We start from the raw sequence: 25,971 nt of genomic DNA, 5'->3' as shown, positions 1-25,971 counted from the left end.
GTAGAGCCTTATTCTACAGGTTTTTTTAATGAGGTACCTGTAAATAGATGATGTCTTGATGACGAATTGGTCTTGCCAGAATCATTTCTGAAATCTGATACTAGTATAACAGACTGGTTGAGTAATTGACAGTCTTTTTCGTATTATTTAAAAAGACAATTCTCTGAGATAATTTGATATTTGCAAGAATTGAAGATATTTTTTCCCAGTTATTAATTGACTTTCATAAGAACATCAAAAAAACTGGCTTAGGTTTTATTTTTAAAGGGAGTAGTACATTTTCCCGTACATTACCTAAATCAATTGTAATAAAAAACGGCTGAGGTTTTAAAACTTCAGCCGTATACTTACTTTATTACCTGTAAAGACTACTTCGCCTTTTTAATAATATATTTTGCCATTTCTTTAGCTAGCTTCGCATATCCTTCAGAAATTCTGTAACCAGAGTTATAGTCATTTCCAAACGCTCCTCCGCCTGGAACCTTTATGTAATTAGTAGAAAATAATATATTATCAGGATTTGCTGTTTCGTATACCGTAATAGTGGCGTTAAGTTTTGCAGGCTGTCTAGAAACGCCAACGTTATATCCTGGATAAATCCAAGTCGTCTTAACTTTCATCGTATGAGTAGCAGTGCTTAGATCTTTTCCTACTTTTACAGCTCCATCATCAAAACGTTTATTGAACGACTCAATAAATTTTGGTTCATATCGATCCTCTCTATCAGCAAACCAGGATTTTTTAAATTTTTCTCCTCTTCCTTCTCCTGGATGTTTTGCTTCTCTTTTGTCCATTTTGTCCTTCAGAAATTCTTCTTCTGTATCGAATTTATGAACCTTCAGATTTTCATAATCAAATACTAGATTGTATTCAGTAATTCCTTTAAGGTTTTTGATACTCCCTTCTTGATCTTTTCTTTTTTGAGCAAAAGCAACAGTTGTTGCCATAACAACAACAAATAATAATAGTTTTTTCATAATTAGGTTTTTTTAATGCTTGCAAAGATATTTATTTTTTAATTATCCGTTTACCAAGCTTTAGAATTAATAGTACTAGACGGGATGGATCAACTAGTGTGCCAAGTTTATTATGTTTAAAAGCAGTAATGACTATCTTACTATAAAGAACTAATCCTGTTGATTTTGAATTATTTTCTCTTCATAAGAAATCAAAGTATGCATTTATTAATTCGGGATATAAAAGAAAAGTTTGTTTATTGTAGGTTTAATGACTGAAATTTCTAAGATACTTACTTTGAATTAATGATCGGTATTGCTAAATTGACAACATATTTCTTTTCTTAATTGGGATTTAACAAAGTAATATTATTCGCATTCATTGTTTTTTTCTGTGCATATAGTAAAGCACAGGAACTTCCACCTATTCAGAATTATTTACCTCAGGATTATCGGGCAGAGAATCAAAATTGGGCTGTTTCTCAATCTCCTGAAAAATTAATTTACGTGGCAAATAATAAAGGATTGTTAGAATTTAATGGTTCTGCCTGGAACTTTTATAATTCTCCAAACGAGTCTGTTATACGGTCGGTAAAGGTAGTAGGGGATAGAGTGTACACTGGATGTTATAAAGAGTTTGGCTATTGGCAAAAGGATGTATTAGGAGTGATGCGTTATACTTCTATTTCTCAGCAAATAGATGTAAAATTAATAGAAGATGAAGAGTTTTGGAATATAATTGATATCAATGACCAAATCGTTTTTCAATCTTTAAATCGGATACATATCTACAGCAATAAAGATGGATCTGTAAATACGATTGATCCTAGAGGTACAATAACAAAGATTTTCCAAGTTGATAGAAGTATTTATTTTCAGGTACTGAATAAAGGTTTATTTAGAATTGAATTTGGCAAAAATGTACTGATAACGGCGGACGAAATTATTAAGAGTAGCGAGATTGTAAATCTTTTTAGTACAGATAAAGACTTGCTGATTTTAACAAGAGCTAATGGCTTTTATAGTTTGCAAAACAAAAAATTAATTAAATGGATTATACCAGAAGAAAAGTTATTATCTGAAGTTAGTATTTATAATGCAATTCGATTAAGAGATAATAGTTTCGTATTAGGAACAATCTCGCATGGATTGATACATTTAAATAGTCAAGGAGGTTTATTATACCAAATAGACCAGAGTAAAGGATTGTTGAATAACACTGTGTTATCACTTTATGAAGATGATGATGATAACATCTGGTTGGGTCTTGACAATGGTATCAGTTATATCAATCTAAACTCCCCTTTTAAGATCTTTAATGATAATATGGGAGTTTTGGGTAGTGTTTATACTTCAGCTATTCATAATGAAAATTTATATCTCGGAACGAATCAAGGACTTTTTTACAAAAAAAAACAAAGTAATGAGGATTTTAAATTTATCCAAGGAACACAAGGACAGGTTTGGTTTTTAGAAAATATAAACGAAACACTGTTTTGTGGACATCATTCTGGGACTTTCAGCGTAGATAATGATCGGGTAAAGAAAATATCTAATGTAGCAGGAACTTGGAAAATTAATAAACTAAAAGATAGACCAAATCTTCTTCTACAGGGAAATTATGATGGACTTTATGTTTTAAAAAATGTAAATGGTAATTGGCAATTGAGGAACAAAATCAAAGGCTTTAATAATTCATCTCGTTATTTCGAAATAATGGATAATGAGGTATTTGTAAATCATGAATACAATGGTGTTTTTAAGGTTACAATCGATTCCGAATTTTTAGAAACGAAAGATGTGATTATTGATACCACCATAAAGGGTTCTAATTCTGGACTAATTAAGTATGATGACGAATTACTCTTTGCTTATAAAAAAGGAATCTTAAAATACGACAGGCTCAAGAACAAGTTTATTAAAGATAGCCTGTTAAGTACACTATTTGAAGATGATGAGTATGTTTCGGGTAAAATGATTTTTGACAAGAAGAATCATTATTTATGGGTTTTCACAAATTCGGATATAAATTTTGTTTCCCAGGAGATGCTGACGAATACTTCAAAAATCAATAAAATACCTTTGTCTAAAGAGGAACGGAATAGTATTTCGGGATACGAAAATGTTATGAATTTTGGTAGGAAGAGTACTTATTTATTTGGTACGAACTCTGGATATATAACTGTTGATATTGGAAACTTATATACCAAAGATTTTCAGGTTCATGTTGATTATATTACTAACGGAAGTAATAGAAGAAATAAGGAAGCAGTAAAATTTGTGAATAGTAATTTGGAAGGTACTTTTAAGAGTGCCGAGAATAATTTAAATATATCTTTTTATGCTCCGGAGTTTAATAAATTCTTGAAACCAAAATATCAGTTTCAATTGTTGGGTATTTATGATGATTGGAGCGATTGGTCTGAAAGTCCGACTGCGGTTTTTGAGAATCTTCCATTTGGAGATTATACTTTTAATGTAAGGTCCAGGATAGGGAATGAAGTTTCGGCCAATACGGCAAGTTATTTCTTTGAGATTCAAAAGCCCTGGTATTTCACGCACACAATGTTGGCAATTTACGTACTGGCGACAATTTTATTTTCCATTTTTATGCATGTCATGTACAAACGATATTACAAGAAAAAGCAACAGGAATTAATAGAAATAAATAAAAAAGAACTGGAGTTGACAAGGGTTCAAAATGAAAGAGAGATCATTGGGATTAAAAATGATCAATTACGACAAGAATTTAAGGTTAAAAATAAGGAATTAGCTGCTTCAACTATAGAGCTGGCAAAAAAGAATGAATTACTTAACCAAATTAAAAATCAGCTTGCAAAAATTTCAGATATCGCTCTAGTTAAACCAGTAATAGATATTATAGATAGAAACCTGGATCATAATGACAATTGGGAGATGTTTAAAGAAGCATTTGATAATGTTGATAGGAAATTCTTGAAAAAACTAAAAAAAACACATCCTAATTTATCTCCAAATGATTTAAAACTTTGTGCATATTTGCGTCTTAATTTATCTTCCAAAGAAATAGCTCCATTATTTAATATCTCTGCTCGAAGCGTTGAAATAAAACGCTATAGACTTCGTAAAAAATTAAATCTGCAACACGAAGAGAACTTGGTAAATTATATTCTAGAATTATAATTACCAATATATAAAGTTTTCAGCACCTCAACATTACCTATACATCGGTACAGTATATTCTATTTTTAACGGTTGTTTAATAGTTTTTGTAAACCTTTATACCACAGGTTGTAAGGTGGTAATACTTCAATAAAAAAGCTATTTTTTTGCGATGTATGTTTTTTGTTGTGGTATTTTTTAAGAATATCGCATTTTTTTAAAATAAATTTACTAAGTCAACAAATAATTGATAAGTCGCATTTCAGTACTCACTAAAAATAAGAACTATCATGTGAAGGGTTTTTTGGGGCACATACAGCAAAAGGAAATTCTTTTTTTACAATCATTCTAAAAAATAATAAGTCTAATGAGAACTAATTTTCTACAATTAATAATTCTCTTATTTACCATAGTTGGTTACTCACAAACAAACCAGGTATCAATAGTAAAAAATGATCAAGGGATAAAGCTCGTAGTTAACGGAAAGGATTTTATGATAAATGGAGTGAATTGGGACTATGTTCCTATTGGCTCTACGATTACTGACCCTGGAATATGGTCCAAATCCGACGATATTATAAAATCGGCCATAGATGGAGAAATGTCCTTATTGAAAAATATGGGAGTTAATGCTATTAGGACATACAATTTGAAACCTAAGTGGATTAGATATATATATGAAAATTACGGTATTTACACCATGCTTAATATTACTTTCGGAGCTTATGGGCTTACGATCAATGGTGCTTGGGTACCCCAAACAGATTATGCCGACCCGGATACTAGAGAGGTCTTAATGAAAGAAGCCAGAGACATGGCAAATACCTACAAAGGAACTCCCGGATTGTTAATATATATGTTAGGTAATGAGAATAACTATCATTTGTTTTGGTCTGGTGCCGAAACAGAAGATATACCTATTGCAGATAAAGGAGATACCGGTAGATTGGCGGCACGATTTTTATATAGAGCATTTAATGAAGCAACTAAAGAAGTAAAAAACATTGATCCCAATATTCCTGTAGCTATTTGCAACGGTGATTTAGGTTTTTTAGATATAGTGAAAGAAGAATGTACAGATATTGATATCTATGGAACTAATATGTATCGTGGTATTTCTTTTGGAGATGCGTTTCAAAAAGTTAAAGACGACTTAGAATTACCTATTCTCTTCTCAGAGTTTGGGGCGGATGCGTTTAATGCCAGAGATAATCAAGAAGATCAATATTCACAAGCTTATTATAATTTAGGAAACTGGGAAGAAATTTATAAAAATGCTGCCGGATTAGGAAAAGCCGGTAACTCAATAGGTGGTTTTACTTTTCAGTTTAGTGACGGTTGGTGGAAGTATAAACAAACTGAAAATCTCGATGTTCACGATAATGCTGCATCTTGGTCTAATGGCGGGTATAATCGCGATCAAGCGAAAGAAGGAGATAATAACATGAACGAAGAATGGTTTGGTATTTGTGCAAAAGGACCAACAAACGAAAGAGGATTGTACGAGCTATATCCACGCGCCGCTTACTATGCGTTGAAAGAAGCGCACCGATTAAATCCATATAATCAAGAAATGACATTAGATTTTGTGGATAATTATTTTGACAACATTCAAATAGTGGATGCCGTATTACAAGCAAGAGGAGACAAAGCTGCATTAGAATCTAAAAAGGGTAGTAAAATAAGAATAAGTCAGTTAAGAGCAGAGTTTACAACATTTAATACCGGAGGTAAATTAATTACAACTCCAGAAAATGAAGATCCAAATGCCAATGTGTTTCCAAATCAATTAGGTTTTGATCATATGCAATCCTATTATGTAGGAGTAGAAGGAAGACCCTCGCCAAGTATGCGTGCCAATATTAACTTTAATATTCTTGGTAACGTTGCTGAAAACCCTATCAATGAATTATTTTACGAAAGTGTAGGTAGACCCGTTGTTGTTCAAGGAGTAGAAGGAGGAAATGACTTAGATGTTGAAATAGCTGATTTTAATAGACTTCGAGTGTATAATGCAGAATATGAATGGAATACTAAAGTAGTCGATATAAAAGGATTTTATAGAACCGGACATTATCATTGGGGCTACGAAGGCGATTTCTTTGGCTTGTATCCAGAGGCTAACTATGGCCCGAACTTAGATATTTATAATGGTGAAATTCTGGGTATGGAGCTCAATGGTAAAGGTAGCCTGAATGGATTAAAAGCAGCATTTGGTCCGCAATTATGGTGGGGCGCTAACCCCACGGCATTATTGAAATATAGTACCAACGTAAAAAAATTCGATATCACAGGTATTTATCATAGAGATTTCGAGACAGATATTACGTTAGATGATAGTGGTCGTCGTATTCTGGATGCAAATCAAGTAAGGAGTGGTGTTATACCACCTTGGCCAACTGAAAGAGCTACCCTTGTCGTTGAGAGAGATTTTGGTGCCCTAGGGGTTACACTTGGAGGAATTTGGGCAGGTAGTCCATTAAATGATATTACCTATCAGGATGTAAGAGGCGAACCCGGAAATTATGTAGTATATCAGGATAAAATAAATAGTGAAGATAATTGGGGAGCTAAAGCAAAAATAACTTATTCTAAAGGGAAATTTAATTGGTATGCCCAAGCTGCTACAACTGGTTTGGTCGCAAACGGAGGAGCTGATCAAACACAAACTTTTGCCGGTTGGAAGCTTAGAGACAATGGGAGCGGAAACCAAAACAGTTTCCTAACAGGTTTTACATATTCTATAGGAGATTGGCAAATTGCACCTAATTTTTTATGGCAAGAGCCACTTGTAGATGCGATACCAAACGATGTCGATGGAACAGGAAGATTAAGAAACATACTTGTCGATCCTTTCGTGGTAAGAGCCAACAGAAAAACGACAGCAGGAGAGTTATTATTCACCTATGACCCAACCCCAGGATCTTGGTTCTATCAATGGGATAACGATAGATCAGAAGATGCTAAACTTGCATTTAATTTAGGTTTCGTGTATTGGCACCTTCCTACCACAATGGATGCGCATATTGGATTTTTAGCCGATCGTACCATATTTGCATTTCCTAATTCTGCACCGGCTAGAGATCTATGGGAAGCACGTTCGCGTATTGTATCAAAGTTACATCCTGATTTAGGGTTAATCGCAAACTTATTTGTAGGGAACGGTCAGGCAAATGGAAGCGATGCCAGAGAAATTGATAGAATAGGAGGTGATATTCGTATGGTCTATAAAAAATGGATGTTCCAACATACTTTTCAAATAAATGATTGGGGCCCATATGATTATCATCGAGATTTCAACTTAACATATCCAGTACAATTAATGGTTGACTTGTCTACATCTATCGGCAAACCGGATTGGTTTGTTCTGCCAAGCACCAGAATCGGAATTCGTGGTACCTGGCGCTCATTAAACGAATTTTCTCCTCGTTATGCACCTACCGCAGTACCACCAAATACATTTCCACCAGAACCAGTAGGAAGCCCGGTTGGATTTGATGATGGTAATGAGTGGGAGATACGAACGTATATACATATTAACATAGGAAAATAATACAGTGAAATAAGCCACAATAATCCAGTTGAAATTTATTCATAGAATTATTGGCAATTTCATCTGACCTTGAAAAAATAATGAAACAAACAGATAAAAATGAATAACAGAACACATATTTATTTGAAAACTATTGGCTTTTTAACATTGGTTTCTATGCTACTATTTAGTTGTGAAAGAAACCTTTCTGATGAAGCAGTTTTTGCAAGCTTTCCAAATACTGCCGACATTTTCACGGATAGCCCGGTAAGTCTTACCGACGATTTTTTTAAATCTTTTGATCCCGCTCTAGGAGCCAATCCAGAAGCTTTTGGTACCGATGATGACGTAGCTTTTGTTGGAAACTCTTCTATAAGAATTGATGTGCCCGCTGCAAATGATCCTAATGGAAATTTTGTAGGAGGGATATTTCTGGACAGAGGGGAGGGAAGGGATTTAACAGGTTTTACTGCCTTAACTTTCTGGGCTAAAGGATCTATAACAGCAAGTATTGGTCTGTTAGGCTTTGGAACAGATTTTGAAGAAAATAAATACGCAGTCGAACGACAAAACATACAGTTATCTACAGATTGGCGAAAATACATTATCCCAATTCCAGACCCCTCAAAATTAGTACAAGAGCGAGGAATGTTCATTTTTTCTGCTGGAGGCTTTGATATAATCGATTCAGTGCCAAACGGAAATGAGATTGGCTTTACCTTTTGGATGGATGAATTGAGATTTGAGAACTTAGGTACAATAGCGCAACTAAGGCCATCTATGTTTTCAGGAGAAGATCTAATGGAGCAAGGTTTTGTAGGGTCAAATAGATTAATTACTGATTTAGCCGCAACGTTTAATGCTCCAACCGGAGAAGATATAACTGTAGGTGCGGCACCACGCTATTTTGATTTTTCGTCCTCTAATACTGATGTCGCTTTTGTTAACCAACTGGGTGTTATCGAGATTGTTGGAGAAGGAACAACCACCATAACAGGTCAACTTAATGGTGTTTTAGCTCAGGGTTCATTGAGTTTAGAAGTGATAGGTACTTTTGTTAGTGCTGATACACCTCCTACGAGAGACCCATCAGATGTTATCTCGATATTTAGTGATGCATACACTAATGTCAATAACCTGAATTTTGCCGTGTTTAATGATGAAAACGTGCAGATCCAAACACAAAATTTCAATAGTGATCAGATTGTTACCTATGAGAATTTAACTTTTGTAGGGCTTGGTTGGGAAGGAACAAACGATGTGTCTGCTATGACACACTTACATCTGGATGTTCAGCTCCGTAGCTCTACAAATCCAGCACTTACCGTTGAACTAATTGATTTTGGAGCAGATAATTCTGTAGGGGGAGGTGATGATACAGGAGGAGGCTTCTCTGTACCTGGATCTAATCTAGTTGAAGGGAATTGGGTTGGTATTGATATACCTATAAATGCATTTACTCAGGCAACAGGTGGTGGGTTTTCTGGTTCTCCTAATTTAAATAACATCGCGAATGTTGTTTTGGTTTCCAACGGCAGTTCTTTTATAGTTGATAATATTTATTTCTACAGAGAGTAAAAACAATTGAAAAATGAATAAGAATTTAAATAAGATAATTACAACTCTTTTTATACCCTGCCTTTTTATAATGGGTTGTGGGACAGATGATACTCAAACGGTAGCCATATTTAACAATTTGGTAGCAGAAGACAATTTTGATTTGGATGGTCAAATTGACAATTCATTTTGGAATTTTGATATCGGAGATGGCTCAGAACAAGGTATTCCTGGTTGGGGAAATAATGAGCTACAATTCTACACTGACCGAAGTGAAAATGTGACTGTAGAGAACGGGTTTTTATTGATCACGGCTCGAGAAGAAGATTTTAACGGGGCTCGATACACTTCGGCAAGATTACAAACTAAAGGAAAAATACAACAGCGTTATGGTCGTTTTGAAGCGCGCATTCGGTTACCATTCGGTCAGGGAATGTGGCCTGCCTTTTGGTTATTAGGTGACGATAGTGATGGTAGTGTATGGCCACAGATTGGTGAGATTGATATTATGGAGAATACCGGTAATGAACCTACCCAAATATTTGGAACAGTCCATGGTCCTGGATACTCCGGCGCAAATTCTATCTCAAAAAAATATACATTAGAAAACGATAGGGTGGATACCGGATTTCATATTTATGGTATTGAATGGGGACCGGATTACATTAATTATTACATAGATGACGTACTATATTATCAAATCACTCCTGAAATAGTGCAAGAAGAAACTGATGGGGCTGGTGAATGGGTGTTTAATGATAGATCGTTTTATATCATTTTAAATCTGGCTGTTGGAGGAAACCTCCCGGGTCCACCAAATGAAGAAACCGTTTTCCCTCAAACTATGGTGGTGGATTACGTAAGGGTATACGAACCAACAAATACTAACTAAGATAAATCAATGCAAAATCATAAAACAGTCACCGCTAGTATTTTGATAAGATCTGAAACGATTATCCGGCGAGTTGCTTGTAATTTCTAAAACAATAATATCTATGAAATGAGCCATAAAATTCAAAGAGTAACATTTACTAAAGTGTTTAATGGCGAATTACATTTGACTACAAAAACAATAAAATTTGAACAAATGAAACAGTTGATCACAAATACAAAGATAATTTGGCTTTTAATAGTAGCTGTTACTTTTTTTGGGTGCGAGGACGATGATGCCAACTTGCCACAGGTAACTGCAAGTTTTGCACAAACCATTAATGGGGATACTGGCGTTGTATCTTTTATCAATCTTTCGGAAAATGCTGATAGCTATACTTGGGATTTTGGAGACGGAACAACTTCTACCGAAATTAATCCAACTAAAATTTATCCAACAGGAAATTATACGGTCATCTTAACAGCAAAAAATGTTGCCGGGGCAGAAGGGACTTTTCAGGATGAGATATTCATAAACATTCCACTTCCGGTTACATTTCCAATTAACTTTGACGATGCTAATGTAAATTATGATGTAACCACATTTAATGGAGTTTCATTTACTATTGTAGACAATCCAGATCCTACCGCAGCAAATCCGAATACTTCTAAGGTAGGGCAAATCACTAATAGTGGAGCTCCCTTTGAAGGCTTTTTCTTTGATTTAGGTGATCCAGTGGACCTAACAGTACTCAAGTCTGTAAAGGTGGTTTTCTGGTCAAATGTTCCGATAGATATCTTGCTGAAACTAGAAGAGGGGACGGGTGCAGATGTAGAGACTGTTACAAGTCACGGCGGAACCGGTTGGGAAGAAATATACTTTACATTTGATTCATCATCGGCGTATTCGAGATTTACAATGTTCGTCGATGGACCAGGATCTACAGCAGGAACATTTTACATAGATGATATTTCTCAAATTAACTCCGACGATATTCCATGCCAAGAAACATTATTAGAAGTTCCGATAGATTTTGACTGCGAAGCGATTGATTATACAACCAAGATTGTAGGTAATGTGTCATTTACCGTAGTAGAGAATCCAGAATTATCTGGTATAAATAGTGAACCTACTAAGGTTGGACAAATCAACAACGTCGGCGCAAATTGGGAGAATGCTTTCTTTAATCTGGATACTCCTATAGATTTTTCTATGGATAAAGGGGTAAGAATGAAGTTGTTTTCGAATCAAGCGCTTCCGGTTTTATTAAAATTTGAGGATGGTACCGAAGCACCTGTGGAGAATGCACAAAATCACGGAGGTACTGGTTGGGAAGAGTTAACATTTATACTCAATTCTCCCGCTTCGTATAATGATATGGTAATTTTTGTAGATGGACCAGGTACTGCCGCAGGAACTTTTTATGTAGATAACATTGAGCAGATTTCTGTGGTTGTTGCAGATCCTTGTACTCCAGAAACTAGTCAATCATTAGACGCATCAGATTTCAATTTGACATTCCAGACAGATCCAACCGCTAGCATAAGTTCGTTTGACGCTGGTTTATCTTGGGTGGATAATCCAGATTTTGATAATGAAGTAAATAAATCGTGTAAAGTAGGCCAAATAGATAGGTCGGGAGCGGCACTTTTCGCTAATAATCAAATTGATTTTAATACTAAATTTGATTTTAATACTAATGCTGGGTTTAAACTAAAAGTGTGGTCTCCTAATGCAGGCACAAATGTTTTAGTAAAACTTGAAGATAAAACTAACAATGCGATTAACGTAGAAATAGGAGCGGTTACCAGTGTAGCAAACGCTTGGGAAGAATTGACTTTTAATTTTGCAAACGGTGAAAGTGGTAAATATGATAAGATTATATTGTTTTTTGAGCTAAATACCAATACAACAGAGACGTATTATATAGATGATTTCAGGTTGTATGGTTCAGGTGGTTCTGGAGGTTGCACAGGAGGGCCAACAACAGATGTAGCTGCTTTCCCGGTAGATTTTGAAAATTGCGAAGGGTTTAATGTTTCTTTTGGATCAAATCAATCAAGAGAAATTGTGGATAATCCGGTAACAGGAGTTATGAATACTTCTGATAAAGTGTATCGATTTACAAAGTTAGCTGACGCGGATGGTTTTGGTGGTTTCCAAAATATTTTTGAGGCTGGTTCCTTTATCAATAATGCTACCATAACCTTCAAGATTTATTCGACATTGCCAAACCAGGAAATTCGTTTAGAGATTGTAGCTATTCCCAATGATGGTTCCATTGGTAATCCTGCACCTTATACACAAACCCTAACAACCTCAAATGAATGGGTAGAGATGTCATTTGACTTATCTGTTAATGGATTCCCTAATGCGTCTGATGAGTCAGTATATACGATGTTAGTAGTAAAACCAGGTAATGTTGACCCTGGTACGACACCTGCAGACGTTACTTTTTATGTAGATGATTTCAATATCACTCCAAATTAAGATTGAATAGCCATAGGAATTTAAAATATCAAGAGGTTGAGAAGCATAATATTCTTCCATCCTAATAACTTAATTTTCATTTGATAATGAAAAATGATTTGATCATAAAGCAAAAAAGAACAGGAGATAAAGAGGTAAAACTTAAGCACGTTACTATGGATGATGAAATGTTTTATATGATCGCTAATCACGATAGGATGCGTCCCTTTTTTATAAGTATCGTTAGCGATTCTAATCATTGGATGTTCATATCAAGTAATGGTGGTTTATCTGCTGGCAGAAAAGATGCTGATCATGCAATTTTTCCATATTATACCGATGATAAGATAACCGAGTCCTACGATACTACGGGTAGCAAATCTATTTTTAGAATAAAAAAGGATAATGAGCTATTAATTTGGGAACCATTTTCTGAACGTTATTCTGGATTTTATCAGTATTCGAGAAATATCTATAAGAACACTTATGGCAATAAAATTTTATTTGAAGAAACTAATCACGATTTAGGATTGACCTATAGATATATGTGGTGTTCTAGCAATACGTATGGTTTTGTGAGAAAAAGTACCTTACAAAACAACAGCAAGGAATCAATAGATATTGAGATATTAGATGGAATACAGAATATTGTTCCTTATGGTGTTCATACAGATTTACAGGCTATTCGAAGTAATTTGGTGGATGCATATAAAAGGAGTGAGCTAATAGAATCCAGCGGTCTTGGTATTTACGCACTTAGCGCAATCATTGTTGACCGTGCTGAGCCAAGTGAAGCTTTAAAAGCAAATATAGTTTGGTCTAAAGGTTTGGAAAATCCGACATATCTTCTATCGTCATTGCAATTGAAGAATTATAGAAACGGGAATGATATTACTAAGGAAACAGATATTAAAGCTGAAAAAGGAGCTTACTTCATACATTCTAATATTTCTCTATCAGCAGGAAGAACTAAAGATTGGATAATTGTAGCTGATGTAAATCAGGGACCTTCTGAAGTAATAGGAATATCTGAGATGATCAAAACTCAAGATCACTTGATTCAAAAAGTTAGCGATAACGTAGAATTGGGCACACAACAATTAATTAAATTGGTGTCAGCTTCAGATGGGCTTCAGCTAACAGCGGATAAAAGACGAAACAGTAGGCATTATTCGAATACTTTGTTCAATATTATGCGCGGGGGTATTTTTGATGCCAATTATACGATCGAAAAATGGGATTTTGAAAAATACCTGGCATTGGCAAATAAGGACGTATATCATAGGAATAAATCCTTATTAGATGATTTTCCGGAGGCATTCACTCTTTTCGACCTTAAAGAAATTGCACATCAAAATAACGATAAAAATTTTAGACGGCTTGCTTTAGAGTATATGCCACTTAAATTTAGTAGACGTCATGGGGATCCTAGTCGTCCGTGGAATAGATTTTCAATTAATACACAAAGTGAGTCTGATGGATCAAAGATTTTAGATTACGAAGGTAATTGGAGGGATATTTTTCAAAATTGGGAGGCATTAGCGCATGCGTATCCCGAGTTTGTGGAAAGTATGATACATAAGTTCTTGAACGCGAGTACATTTGATGGGTATAATCCTTATAGGGTTACAAAAGGAGGTATAGACTGGGAAATCATTGAGGAACACGATCCTTGGTCGTACATCGGTTATTGGGGAGACCACCAAATAATTTACTTGTTGAAGTTTTTAGAATTTTTTCAAGATCATTATCCAGAAAGGCTACAAAAATTTCTGCGTAAGGATATGTTTGTATACGCCAATGTTCCTTATAAAATCAGATCTTATGAAGAGCTATTAGACAATCCTAAAGATACTATAATATTTGATTACGATCTTGACAAAGAGATCAGACAAAAACGACAAGAATACGGTGCAGATGGAGCATTGTTGAGAGAAATAAACAACAATATCCATCAGGTAAATTTTATCGAAAAGATACTAGCAACAACATTAGCTAAGTTATCTAATTTTATTCCTGAAGCCGGAATTTGGTTGAATACACAACGCCCCGAATGGAATGATGCCAATAATGCTTTGGTTGGTAATGGAGTTTCGATGGTAACTCTTTATTATCTAAGACGTTTCTTTAAATTTCTAAAAACAGTTCTTGAAAAAACAGAAGACAAAGACATAGAAATATCTACAGAGCTTTTAGAGTTTTATGACCGCATAAAGAATATTTTTCAAGATCATAAAGAAATGTTATCCGGTCGTTTATCAAATGTCCAGAGAAAACAAATCCTGGATGGCTTGGGCGTCGCCGGAAGCGATTATAGATTCAAAATATATAATAACCCTTTTTCAGGTAATAAAGGCGCACTAAGTGTTTATGACTTTAAGTCTTTCATTGATATCACATTAGAATATCTAAATCATTCAATAGAGGCCAATAGGCGCGATGATCATATGTATCATGCATACAACTTAATGACAGTAGAAAATGAAAAAGAAGTTTCTATTACTTATTTAGATGAAATGCTGGAGGGTCAAGTAGCTGTTTTAAGTTCTGGATATCTTTCGTCAAAGGATAGCTTGCAACTGTTAGATTCTATGAAGCATAGTGCATTATTCAGACCAGATCAATACAGTTATTTACTGTACCCAAATAAGGAATTACCAAAATTTACAGAAAAAAATATTATCCCCAAAGAGTATGTGGAAAACTCTAGACTTTTAACGCAGCTGCTGGCAGATAACAATACGCAAATTATCGAAAAGGATGTAAATGGAAATTATCATTTTAACGGAAGCTTTAATAACGCAGAAAGTGTAAAACGAGAATTAGAAAATCTGTCAACCAAAGGTTATCACACATTAGTAGAAAAATATAAAGGTTTAGTTTTGGAGACTTTTGAAAAAGTATTTAATCATAAAGCTTTTACAGGACGTTCGGGAACTTTTTATGGCTACGAAGGATTAGGCTCTATTTACTGGCATATGGTTTCAAAACTATTGCTTGCAGTACAAGAATGTTGCGTAAAAGCAATAGACAATCAAGAGTCAGATGAGATAATAGGAAAGTTGCTGGAACACTACTATGAAATAAATGAAGGAATAGGTGTGCATAAATCTCCAGAATTATATGGAGCTTTTCCAACAGATCCTTACTCACATACTCCTGCAGGAAAAGGAGCACAGCAACCGGGTATGACTGGGCAGGTAAAAGAAGATATTTTAAGCCGATTAAGAGAATTAGGTGTCGTCATTAAAGATGGTGAATTACAATTTTATCCAAGTCTTTTAAGAATAGGAGAATTTTTAAAAGATCCAAAGATTTTTTCTTATGTAGATGTACATCAAAATAATAAACAACTGCAATTATATAGACACGAATTGGCTTTTACCTATTGCCAAGTACCTGTGGTATATACATTATCAGGAGAGAATAGTATCGAAATAACTCATAAGAACGGGTTAATAACCTCATATGACGGTCTAAATCTTGATGTATCTATTAGCCAAAAACTATTTAAAAGAACAGGTGAAGTAGAAAGCATTAAAGTTAATATTGAGAAAACTATCTTAAAATAATGTCGATGAAACAAAGACATAACATAGTACTATTACTTGTATTTTCTGTACTTATGCTGTCTTGTAATCAAGAAAAGAAAACAAAACTTACTATGCAATCCCCAAAAAGCATTATAGCAAAAGATATTTTAGGGAACCCTGATTATCAGGCAATATCCTATGGAGGTTATCGTAAAACATCCAGAGAATTTCAACCTACGCTCGAACAACTCAAAGAAGACATGAAAATTCTGAAGGCAATGAACATTAAGGTTTTAAGAACATATAATGTTCAATTGGCTCAAGCTTCCAATCTTTTAAAAGCTATTCGACAGTTAAAGAAAGAAGATCCATCTTTTGAAATGTATGTAATGCTTGGCGCTTGGATTGATTGCAAGAACGCTTGGACCAATTTAGAACCGGATCATACAGTAGAAAGTGAAAAAAACGAAAGCGAGATACAACGTGCTGTAGCGTTGGCTAATCAATATCCAGACATTGTTAAAATCATCGCTGTGGGTAATGAAGCAATGATCCGTTGGGCTACCAGCTATTATGTACAACCTAATGTGATATTAAAATGGGTGAATTACCTACAGAATTTAAAGAAAGAAGGTAAACTTTCTAAAGATTTATGGATTACTTCTTCTGATGATTTTGCCTCTTGGGGTGGAGGTGAAGAAAGTTATCATAGTAAGGACTTGGAGGATTTGATAAAAGCGGTAGACTATATATCAATGCATACGTATCCATATCACAATACACATTACAATCCTCAATTTTGGGGTATAGATGCAGAAGAAGTAAATCTTTCTAAAGAAGAAAAAATAAAAGCTGCCATGAAAAGAGCTCTAAAATTTGCCCAAAACCAATATAAAGCAGTTTCAGATTATGTGACAGGTTTAGGTGTAAAAAAGCCAATCCATATAGGTGAAACAGGATGGGCCACAGTCTCTAATGGCCATTATGGACCCACAGGTTCCAAGGCAACAGATGAATATAAAGAAGCCTTGTATTATAGCTATATCAGAGAGTGGACCAATAAAGAAGGGATTTCATGTTTCTATTTCGAAGCCTTTGACGAGCCTTGGAAAGATGCTCATAATCAGAAAGGTTCAGAAAATCATTTTGGGTTAATTACTGTAGATGGCAGCGCAAAATACGCACTTTGGGAGATGGTAGACAATGGTGTATTTAACAGTTTGACCAGAGGAGGTAATACAATTACTAAGACTTATGATGGAGATAAAAGTAAGTTGATGGATGATGTAGAATTACCGGCAGTTAAAGATGCGATGCTGGTTGGATTTTAAAAAAATGAAAAAAAGAATTTATGTCATACCAATAATTTTTTTAATTATGACAGCGTGTGCCAACGAACAAGGTTTGAAAGTTGAGGTTTATGAAACTTCGTCAGGTGGTAATAAGTTGACTAAACTTACTGTATTTTCAAATCTGGAAACAAAAGCCGAAATAAAGTTAAATCCTGAAAAAACATATCAAACCATTACTGGATTTGGAGGTGCTTTTACCGAATCGTCAGCCTATTTACTTAATAGATTGGGCAAAGAAAATCGTGTCAAAATCATCAAGGCATATTTTGGAAGAGAAGGAGCTAATTATTCACTGACAAGGACACATATGAATTCTTGCGATTTCTCACTCAATCAATATTCGTATTCGCCTAATGAGGATAAAGAACTAAAGGATTTTTCGGTGAAAGAAGACTTGGGTGATTTGATACCTATGATAAAAGAAGCTCTGGCAATATCAGAAGATGGCTTTAAAATTTTAGCCTCTCCCTGGACGGCACCACCTTGGATGAAGGACAACAAACATTGGGTTGGCGGGAAACTACTGCCAGAATATTATGATACCTGGGCGTTGTTTTTTTCTAAATACGTAGATGCTTATAAAAAGTACGGAATTGACATTTGGGGTTTTACTGTAGAAAATGAACCTCACGGCAATGGAGATAATTGGGAAAGTATGCATTTTACACCAGAAGAAATGACTGATTTTGTACAAAATTATTTAGGACCAAAATTAGAGGAAGATGGTAAAGGAAATATTAAAATTCTGGGATATGATCAAAATAGAGAAGGTTTAAAAGAATGGGTAGATGTAATGTACAGAGATGATGCATCTTCTAAATATTATGATGGTACTGCAATTCATTGGTATGAAAGCACTTATGACTATTTTCCGGAAGCTTTGCAATACGCACATAAAAAAGCTCCGAATAAGTATTTGATACAGACTGAAGCTTGTGTTGATGCAGAAGTTCCAAAATGGAAAGATGATATTTGGTATTGGTCCAAAGAAGCTACGGACTGGGGTTGGGATTGGGCTCCCGAAGAACAAAAACATTTGCACCCTAAATATGTGCCAGTATATCGTTATGCCAGAGATATTATAGGGTGTTTGAACAATTGGGTAGATGGATGGATAGATTGGAACATGGTATTGGATAAACAAGGTGGCCCCAACTGGTTTAAGAATTGGTGTGTGGCTCCGGTGATAGTAGATCCTGATAAGGATGAGGTCTATTTTACGCCTTTGTATTACACCATGGCGCATTTTAGTAAATATATTCGCCCGGAAGCGAAAATTATTGATGTAGCAAATTCAGATGAACAAATAATGGTTACTGCTGCTAAAAACCCTGATGGCTCGATTGCAGTGATTGTTTTTAACCCAGCAGAAGATATGAAACAGTTTTCACTTACGCTAGGTGAAAAATCCAAAGATATTTCCATTAATGCGCAAGCTATTCAAACAATAGTGCTTGCTAACTAAAATTAAGATTATGTCAAATATGAAAACAGCCGCAAGAGATAAAGTCCCGGTGCTTCAAAAAGCAGCCTTTGGAGCAGGACATTTAATAAATAATTTAATCCCCGGTATTTTAGGTGTTTTTGTAGTAATTCTGAAATCTGCGGATGGGTTTGGGATGGATACCGTTTTAGCAGGTCTTATAGTTGGTATTCCAAGATTATTTGATGCGATTACAGATCCTGTGATGGGATATATTTCAGATAATACCAGTTCAAAATATGGAAGAAGAAGACCTTACATATTTATAGGAGCTATTCTTTCCGGTATCATATTTATCATTTTATGGCAAGTTCATGACACAAATCCAGAAATGTATAACTTCTGGTATCTTCTTATTTTATCCATTCTATTAATTTTTGGAAACACTATATTTTCGACACCCCTAATAGCATTAGGTTATGAAATGACCTCAGATTACAATGAACGTACTCGATTAATGAGTTTTGCCAATACCATTGGTCAGGTAGCTTGGATGTTAGTACCCTTTTTATATGTATTAATACCAGATGACAATCTTTTTATCTCTCAGCCTGAAGGAGTTCGTAAGGTGGCATTAATTGCAGGAATTGTAATCATTGTGTTAGGGATTTTACCGGCTATTTTTTGTCGCGGAATTGATGCCAGTAAAATGGAAGGACGAGAAGATATTACTTTCAAAAGTATCTTCAGTAGTATGGGTAAAATATTCAAAGGAATAAGAATAGTACTTAAAAATAAACCATTTGTGAAATTATGTCTAGCAACCTTTTTGGTTTTTAATGGTTTTCAGATAGTAGCAGAGTTTGGAGTGTTCATTATTAATTTTTATATGTTTAATGGTGACTGGGGTGCTTCAAAATGGTGGGTAGCACTTTTTCCTGCTGTAACCGCGGGATATACTGCATTTGTTGCAATTCCTATTATCAATTGGATGGCCAATAAACACGGAAAACGAAAAGCCTTTATCTATGCAACTTTGATTTCTATCGTAGGGTATATTTTAAAATGGTGGGGATTTGATCCTGAAAATTACTATATGATATTTTTACCGATTCCATTAATGGCTTTTGGTATGGGTTGTTTGTTTACGTTGATGATGTCTATGACTGCCGATGTTTGTGATCTGGATGAGCTGGAGAATGGGATGCCAAGAAAGGAAGGCACTTTTGGCGCTATTTACTGGTGGATGATAAAGGTTGGTCAGGGTATTGCATTGGTGTTTTCTGGAATCATTTTAAAAATTTTAGGATATGATCCTACCGCGTCGGTTCAAACAGCAGAGGCGCTAACCGGAATGAGAATAACGGATATAGCCTTGCCCGCAATTACTGCTGGTTTGGCTATTTGGGTAATGTGGAATTATAGCCTAACAGAAGATAGAGCTAGAGAGATTAAAGCGATTTTAGTAGAACGGCGAGGAGAACTTTAAAATAATGAATTAATCAAATCCATTTTATGTCATCAAATAGAATAGAAAAATATTTGGCACTAGCATCCGTGGATTATGCCGGGATGAACACAGCAAATTTACAAGCTTTGTTTAAAAAGTTTTTGACTAAAGGCATGCACGGATTATGCTTTAGTCCATACGAAGACGGTCAGGAGCCAGGAGATCAATTGTCAGAGGAGCAAATAAGACGCCGAATAGAAATTATTGCACCATACACAAAATGGGTACGCTCATTTTCTACGACTGAAGGAAACGAACTCATACCAAGGATCGCTAAAGAATATGGTATCAAAACGTTAGTTGGAGCTTGGCTTGGCGATGATAATGAAATTAATCAGAAAGAGGTGGCTAATCTTATTCAACTTTGTAACGAGGGGATTGTAGATATTGCAGCTGTTGGTAATGAAGTCTTATATCGAGGAGATTTAACCGAACAGCAATTATTAGATTTCATAAACCACGCTAAATCAAATATAAAAGAGATTCCAGTAGGTTATGTAGATGCTTATTATGAATTTGTAGACCATCCCAGGATTTCGGATGCGTGCGATATTATATTGGCAAATTGTTATCCATTCTGGGAAGGTTGTGATCTAGATTATTCTTTACTATATATGAAAGATATGTATCAAAGAGCACTTCGCGCAGGTAGTGGAAAAAAAGTAATCATCTCAGAAACCGGATGGCCCAGTGAAGGTACCAACCTTGAAGGTGCATTTCCGTCTTTTGAAAATGCAATGAAGTATTTTATCAATACGCAAAAATGGTCTGATGAAGATGATATTGATATCTTTTATTTTTCATCCTTTGATGAGTCCTGGAAGGTTGGAGCAGAAGGCGATGTAGGAGCATATTGGGGTATTTGGGATACCAAAGAGCAACTGAAATACTAGATAGGTTAATTACAAGTGGTAAACAACACCCCCAAAAGCTTAAATAGATATAACCTACTTAATATTTGTTCAGAGTTTTAGATTTAAAAGAATGTAATAAAGGTGTTTCTATCAATTTTACTAAAAGCTACTGGAATCGTTAAATTCTTAATTTCCATTCTTTTAAAAATCATAAAATGCAATAGTTTCTCAAAGAGTTAAACAAAAAACACGGAATGATTATACGCAAAAAGAAAAAAATACCCTGTCTAGTACTCGTCGATTTTTATCTCAATTAAGGATCAGGATACTCTTTTTATTATTCTCTATATGAACAAAACGTAGTTACTTCTTGGGCAAGATTCACTACAATTCCATCTAATTACAATTAAAATTTAAGTCCTATTTTATGTGTTTATACAGAAATTACGAAATTCTTTCTGCGTAAGAAGCAGGTTGTATTCCTGAACCATACTTCGATGCAAGTACCCTTGTAAATTCTGCTCCAAAAAATAAGATAAGACTAGAGTAGGATACCCAAAGCAAAATAAGTATGACAGATCCTGCGGCACCAAAGGTTGACCCTGGATTTACAGTGCCAAAGTAGATACCTAAGGCAGATTTTCCGATACTAAATAAAACGGTGGTAACAAAAGCACCTAACCAAACGTCTTTCCATCTTATTTTTACATCCGGGAGTATTTTGAAAATCAATGCAAACAAAACGGTTGTGAGAATTAATGAAAAAATGAAGTTTAAAGCTTTTATAGCAGATACAATAAAATCAGGAAAATGTTGGCCTATCCATTCTGTAGTAGCGGTAATTAATGCGGTTAGCACTAAAGATGTTAACAGTAGAAATCCAATCATTAATATAAGTCCTAAAGAAAAAATTCGGTCTTTAATCATTTTAAGAATCTCACTTTTAGGTTTCGGTTTGACTTTCCAGATTGTATTTAAAGATTTCTGTAGCGCTATAAACATTCCTGTTGCACCATATAAAAGTGTAATTATACCGATAATGATGACCAATGTAGATTGCTCTTGATCAATAGCATTTTTAAGCATAGCCTCAACTGTTTTCGAGGCATCTGATCCAAGGACTTCTCCTATTTCTCGTATAATTTTTCCTTTCACTTCTTGTTTTTCATAAAATAAACCTGTTGTCTGAATAATGATGATAAGTAACGCCGGAAAAGAAAATAAAGCATAATAGCTTACTGCCGCACTCATCTGAAAGGGCTCGTTATCATTCCAGTTTTTATAGGTAGTTACCAGAGTTTTTAGAAAGGATTTTAATTTATTATTACTTTGAGTCATAGGTGTAATATGGGTTAGTCTATTATCTGATACAAAATATTACCTGTGGTGCTATTCGGAAAAGAAATTCCTAATAAATTTGCAATGGTAGGTGCGATATCGGTTACAGTGGTTTTTTGATAAGTTTTACCTTGTTTGATACCCTTCCCGTAAAATAACAGAGGAACGTGTGTGTCATAGGTATATCCGCTTCCGTGGGTAGAACCTGTTTTTGAGTAGGCAACCACTGCAGGATTTAAAACATAAATAACATCTCCGCTTCGTTTAGAGTTAAATCCTTTTTTAATTTTTGCCGCCATACCGGATCGGTAATCTAGATTTTCTAATTGCGATCTTGTATATACTTCGTGAACGTCTTTTACCTTAATAAGGTAGTTTACGATGTCTTTTTCTATCTGCTCAGCGTTTATTGCATCTTTCTCAATAACAGAATGATCCAAAAAAACCTGATTATTGGATATGTGTTCAATAATACTATCATTTTTGTATATATTTCTAATATGATTTCTCAATCCTAAATGTACGGTAGCTTCTTTAAAATAACCAGCAGGAATTTTATTTGAAATCAGAAAATCAGGAACGTGCGTTGCTCCGTGGTCTGCAGTTAAGAATAAAACATACTCATTTTTGCCAACTAAAGAATCCAAATTATTGATTAAACGCTCCAGGTCTTTGTCAAGGCGTATATACGTATCCTCGATTTCTTTAGAATTTACACCAAAATTATGTCCAATATAATCAGTACTGGATAAACTGATCATTAAAAAGTCTGTAAAATTATCTTTTCCAAGTTTTTCTTCTTTAACAGCTTCTATCCCAAAATCTATGGTGAAACTGTTACCAAAAGGAGTTTGTCTAATAATATCATAGAATCCATTAAAATCTTTTAAAGTATTTAAATCATAAGGAAAATCGGCTTTGTCTTTGCCTTTAAAACCTCTTTCAAAACCGGTTTGATCAGCTCCGCTTTCTGTGTAAGAGTTTTTATTATAAAAAGTATTCCATTCATTAAAATAGTTTTCAATAATATCAGATTCATTAAATTGTATGACCCATTTAGGCAATTTTTTCAAATAATAAGAAGATGAAATCCAACTGCCCTGATTTTTTCCTCTAAACCAATAGGCTGCGTTTGCGGTATGTCCCCCCGATAACACAGCGCCTCTTTCTTTCATTGCAACACTAATTGATTTTCCTCTCATTTGTGTGTCAATTCGATTTTGATCTCCAATGGTAGTAACTTTCAGTTTTGAAGGAGACATTTTTCCATCCGTACTACCGGTTCCTACCGGAGATACACTCGAATCAAATACACAATAAATTTTCTCTTTTTTCTTTCTATCATACCAACTGTTTCCTATGATACCGTGAAAACGTGGAGTGGTACCGGTATAGATGGATGCGTGCCCCGGAGCAGTTGTCGTTGGGACATAATCAACATGATGATTGTTACACGAAAATCCTTTCTCCAACAGTTTTTTGAACCCACCTTCACTATACTGATTATAAAATCTGGACAGATAATCGTATCGCATCTGATCAACTACTATGCTAATGACCAGTTTTGGCGGAAGCTTAGCACGGTGTTTCTTCATTTTTTGCTGCGCATTTATTGATACAAATGTGAACAAAAATATTGTTAAGAACCGATAGGACATAAAATTAAAATTCATTAGAACGTTTAAATTAATCAAAAAGGTGCTAACTTAATAGTAATTTATGGATACAGATAAAACTTATTGGAATAGCGTTCAAAATTAGGTTTAATTGTTTCAATATTTACATAGAAAAAAACGCTCTTATTTATACCAAAATTTAGATGAAATTAAAAGCTTTTATTTTGCTTACTCTTTTGTATTGTACTCAAGTACAGTCGCAGAATATATATACAATAAATGTAGAAAAGGAGTATTATGGTATTGATAAAACTCATAAACTGATCGTTTGGAATACAGATATTTCAAAATACGAAAACGCAGATTTTAATACCATAGAAGTTTCTTTTGATTCATCTGTAACGTTCAAGGAAGAAGTAAATAATTTATCTTACACTACAAGTTTTCAGGTGGAGTATCAAAATGAAATCTTCAAGCTCTACTTAACAGAATTACCATTAATAAAAATTAAAACTTCAAAACAGATAAAAGATGATCCTAAGGTAGCTGCAAATTTTTCTTATGCTGAGCTGGATACTATAAAAACAGCATTAACAGGTATTGAATATCGAGGAAATATTTCCTTAAAATTTCCAAAAAAATCTTATGATCTGGAGTTTTGGGATGATCCCAAAGATAAAACTTCCAGAGATATGCAATTTGGAAAATTAAGGAATGATGATGACTGGATTCTTGATGGGTTATATAATGAACCACTTCGCTTACGGTCTTATTTCTGTAATAAACTATGGTTGTCCATTCACCAGCCTAAGTATTTAGATCAAGAGAAGAATGCTAAAAGTGGTATTGATTTGATGTACACCGAAGTTTTTATAGATGATAATTATGTCGGAATATATGCACTTACCGAACAAGTAGATCGAAAGCTACTCCAACTTAAAAAATACAAGAAAAAAATGGTGTATGGAGAGTTGTTTAAAGCGGCAAGTTATGAGGGGGCTCCTTCTTACAAAAGCGTACCAAAATACAATAATATTTTTCCGCATTGGGCGGGATATGAGATGGAATATCCTTTTGTAAATTATAAATCTCATTGGAAAGATATCTATAAGTTTACCAAGTTTGTTATTAAATCTAAAGACGAAACATTCAAAAAGAAAATTGCCAAAAAGTTTTATCTGGATAATGCTATCGATTATTTTTTATTTGTAAACTTAATTCGTGCGACCGATAATTTGGGAAAGAATTTCTATGTAGCCAGATACAATAAAAAAGAACCATATTTTAATGTGCCTTGGGATTTAGATGGTGTTTTAGGAACTATTCAGGATGGTAAAAAAATTCCAACCACAGACGATATTTTGAGTAATGGTTTGTTTGATCGGTTGCTAGAAGTAAATCCGGATAATTATCGTCAGCGTTTAAAAGATCGTTGGTTTAGCCTTAGAGAAACTGCACTTAGCAATCAACAATTATTTGATAACCTGAGAAAGAGGTATTTATACTTTGATGAGTATAAATTATACGAGAGAGAGATATTGGTTTGGCAGGCTGATCAATCTATGTCTGAACATTTCAAATACCTAGAATCTTGGTTGGCTAAGCGATTAATCTTCTTGGATGCTTATTTTAAGAAGCTCGAATAATATAAGTTTACATAAAGTAGATCACAATTATTAGTTACTTCTATAACTATTTAATCAAAAGAGTTATCCTTTATTTCATATGCATTAACGACTATTTCTACTCATGATTATCTTGCTCATTACAAAATGCAAAATTCATTACTTATTAAGTTAATAATTAATAGCCATGTACT

Annotated in this window: 14 protein-coding genes; 11 read left to right on the top strand and 3 right to left on the bottom strand. The window is 34.5% G+C overall.

Features of this window, described 5'->3' with window-relative positions:
* Positions 1-368: 368 nt before the first annotated feature.
* The gene (locus tag ACE94K_RS18005) at positions 369-977 is read right to left on the bottom strand and encodes a hypothetical protein (RefSeq protein WP_378175599.1); all 609 of its coding nucleotides are present in this window, start codon (positions 975-977) and stop codon (positions 369-371) included.
* Positions 978-1,304: 327 nt separating this feature from the next.
* Between ACE94K_RS18005 and ACE94K_RS18000 the strand changes: the two genes are divergently transcribed.
* From ACE94K_RS18000 to ACE94K_RS17955, 10 genes are all read left to right on the top strand, one after another.
* The gene (locus tag ACE94K_RS18000) at positions 1,305-4,118 is read left to right on the top strand and encodes a triple tyrosine motif-containing protein (RefSeq protein ID WP_378175597.1); all 2,814 of its coding nucleotides are present in this window, start codon (positions 1,305-1,307) and stop codon (positions 4,116-4,118) included.
* Positions 4,119-4,464: 346 nt separating this feature from the next.
* Positions 4,465-7,650: a glycoside hydrolase family 2 TIM barrel-domain containing protein gene (locus ACE94K_RS17995; RefSeq protein ID WP_378175595.1), complete on the top strand. Its 3,186-nt coding sequence runs from the start codon at positions 4,465-4,467 to the stop codon at positions 7,648-7,650.
* A 99-nt stretch (positions 7,651-7,749) separates the two neighbouring features.
* Complete coding sequence (locus ACE94K_RS17990) at positions 7,750-9,207, top strand: glycosyl hydrolase family 16 (RefSeq protein ID WP_378175592.1); 1,458 nt, start codon at positions 7,750-7,752, stop codon at positions 9,205-9,207.
* A gap of 13 nt (positions 9,208-9,220) precedes the next feature.
* Positions 9,221-10,078: a family 16 glycosylhydrolase gene (locus tag ACE94K_RS17985; RefSeq protein WP_378175589.1), complete on the top strand. Its 858-nt coding sequence runs from the start codon at positions 9,221-9,223 to the stop codon at positions 10,076-10,078.
* Positions 10,079-10,273: 195 nt separating this feature from the next.
* Complete coding sequence (locus ACE94K_RS17980) at positions 10,274-12,547, top strand: PKD domain-containing protein (RefSeq protein ID WP_378175587.1); 2,274 nt, start codon at positions 10,274-10,276, stop codon at positions 12,545-12,547.
* Between the two features lie 86 nt (positions 12,548-12,633).
* Positions 12,634-16,098, top strand: a complete 3,465-nt coding sequence (locus ACE94K_RS17975) for a hypothetical protein (RefSeq protein ID WP_378175584.1) — start codon at positions 12,634-12,636, stop codon at positions 16,096-16,098.
* A 5-nt stretch (positions 16,099-16,103) separates the two neighbouring features.
* Positions 16,104-17,390, top strand: coding sequence for a glycosyl hydrolase family 17 protein (locus ACE94K_RS17970; protein ID WP_378175581.1), 1,287 nt, complete (start codon positions 16,104-16,106; stop codon positions 17,388-17,390).
* 4 nt (positions 17,391-17,394) lie between these two features.
* Positions 17,395-18,876, top strand: coding sequence for a glycoside hydrolase family 30 beta sandwich domain-containing protein (locus tag ACE94K_RS17965; RefSeq protein WP_378175578.1), 1,482 nt, complete (start codon positions 17,395-17,397; stop codon positions 18,874-18,876).
* Between the two features lie 10 nt (positions 18,877-18,886).
* Entirely contained in the window at positions 18,887-20,323 is a 1,437-nt protein-coding gene (locus ACE94K_RS17960) for an MFS transporter (RefSeq protein ID WP_378175575.1), read from the top strand.
* A 26-nt stretch (positions 20,324-20,349) separates the two neighbouring features.
* Complete coding sequence (locus ACE94K_RS17955) at positions 20,350-21,237, top strand: glycosyl hydrolase family 17 protein (RefSeq protein ID WP_378175572.1); 888 nt, start codon at positions 20,350-20,352, stop codon at positions 21,235-21,237.
* 405 nt (positions 21,238-21,642) lie between these two features.
* On the opposite strand, the gene ACE94K_RS17950 is transcribed toward ACE94K_RS17955, so the two are convergent.
* Positions 21,643-22,536 carry a YihY/virulence factor BrkB family protein gene (locus tag ACE94K_RS17950; RefSeq protein ID WP_378175569.1) on the bottom strand — a complete coding sequence of 298 codons (894 nt, stop codon included), beginning with the start codon at positions 22,534-22,536 and terminating at the stop codon, positions 21,643-21,645.
* Between the two features lie 14 nt (positions 22,537-22,550).
* Entirely contained in the window at positions 22,551-24,194 is a 1,644-nt protein-coding gene (gene pafA, locus ACE94K_RS17945) for an alkaline phosphatase PafA (RefSeq protein ID WP_378184312.1), read from the bottom strand.
* 161 nt (positions 24,195-24,355) lie between these two features.
* Here pafA and ACE94K_RS17940 point away from each other — a divergent pair, with 161 nt between their 5' ends.
* Positions 24,356-25,798, top strand: a complete 1,443-nt coding sequence (locus ACE94K_RS17940) for a CotH kinase family protein (protein WP_378175566.1) — start codon at positions 24,356-24,358, stop codon at positions 25,796-25,798.
* The last annotated feature ends 173 nt before the right edge of the window (positions 25,799-25,971 follow it).

Origin of the sequence: Aquimarina besae (assembly GCF_042434905.1) — a bacterium.
Classification (GTDB): Bacteria; Bacteroidota; Bacteroidia; order Flavobacteriales; family Flavobacteriaceae; genus Aquimarina.
This window is presented reverse-complemented; position numbering and strand designations above follow the sequence as displayed.